This window comes from Acetobacter suratthaniensis (assembly GCF_017377745.1).
GTDB classification, from domain to species: domain Bacteria; phylum Pseudomonadota; class Alphaproteobacteria; order Acetobacterales; family Acetobacteraceae; genus Acetobacter; species Acetobacter suratthaniensis.
In genome coordinates this window covers 1-451 of the sequence record NZ_JAFVMG010000063.1, presented here as the reverse complement: position 1 = coordinate 451, position 451 = coordinate 1, and the positions used below count along the sequence as shown (strand labels likewise).

Sequence of the window (451 nt, the reverse complement as noted above, 5' to 3'; positions counted from 1 at the left end):
CCGTCCTGATCGCGTTCCACCTTCGTTTGCTGCCCTGCTGGAACGCAAACCGATGCGTGTGGCGACCGTCGCAATGGCCAACAAGATGGCCCGCATTATATGGGCGCTGCTGACACGTGGCGACACCTATCAGGTGAACCACGTGCCAGCAATTACCGCGTAATCGGGAAGACAGACAACACGGGATCGGTCGGTTCACACCGACCGGAGGAGGTTGCAGGAGCGAGGAGACATGATGGCGATATCGGTCAGGCCGAGAACAGAGACAACCCACTTTGTGTCCAAGGCGTCATAGCCTGAATTTTAGAACGGGACTTTGTTCGCGGAACCCATCAAGGCCAGCAGTCTAAAACCGACTGCACAAACAGGCCGGACAGAAGACTGCTCCTGATCAACGTCAATGTGTCATTTTTCTCTTGCAACGCGGGAGCCATCCACAGAGGACACAAAA

1 pseudogene is annotated in these 451 nt (G+C 55.4%); it reads left to right on the top strand.

Annotation, left to right across the window (positions count from 1 at the left end):
• Positions 1 to 163, top strand: a pseudogene (locus tag J2D75_RS14310) (IS110 family transposase); the annotation flags it as partial.
• Positions 164 to 451 lie beyond the last annotated feature (288 nt).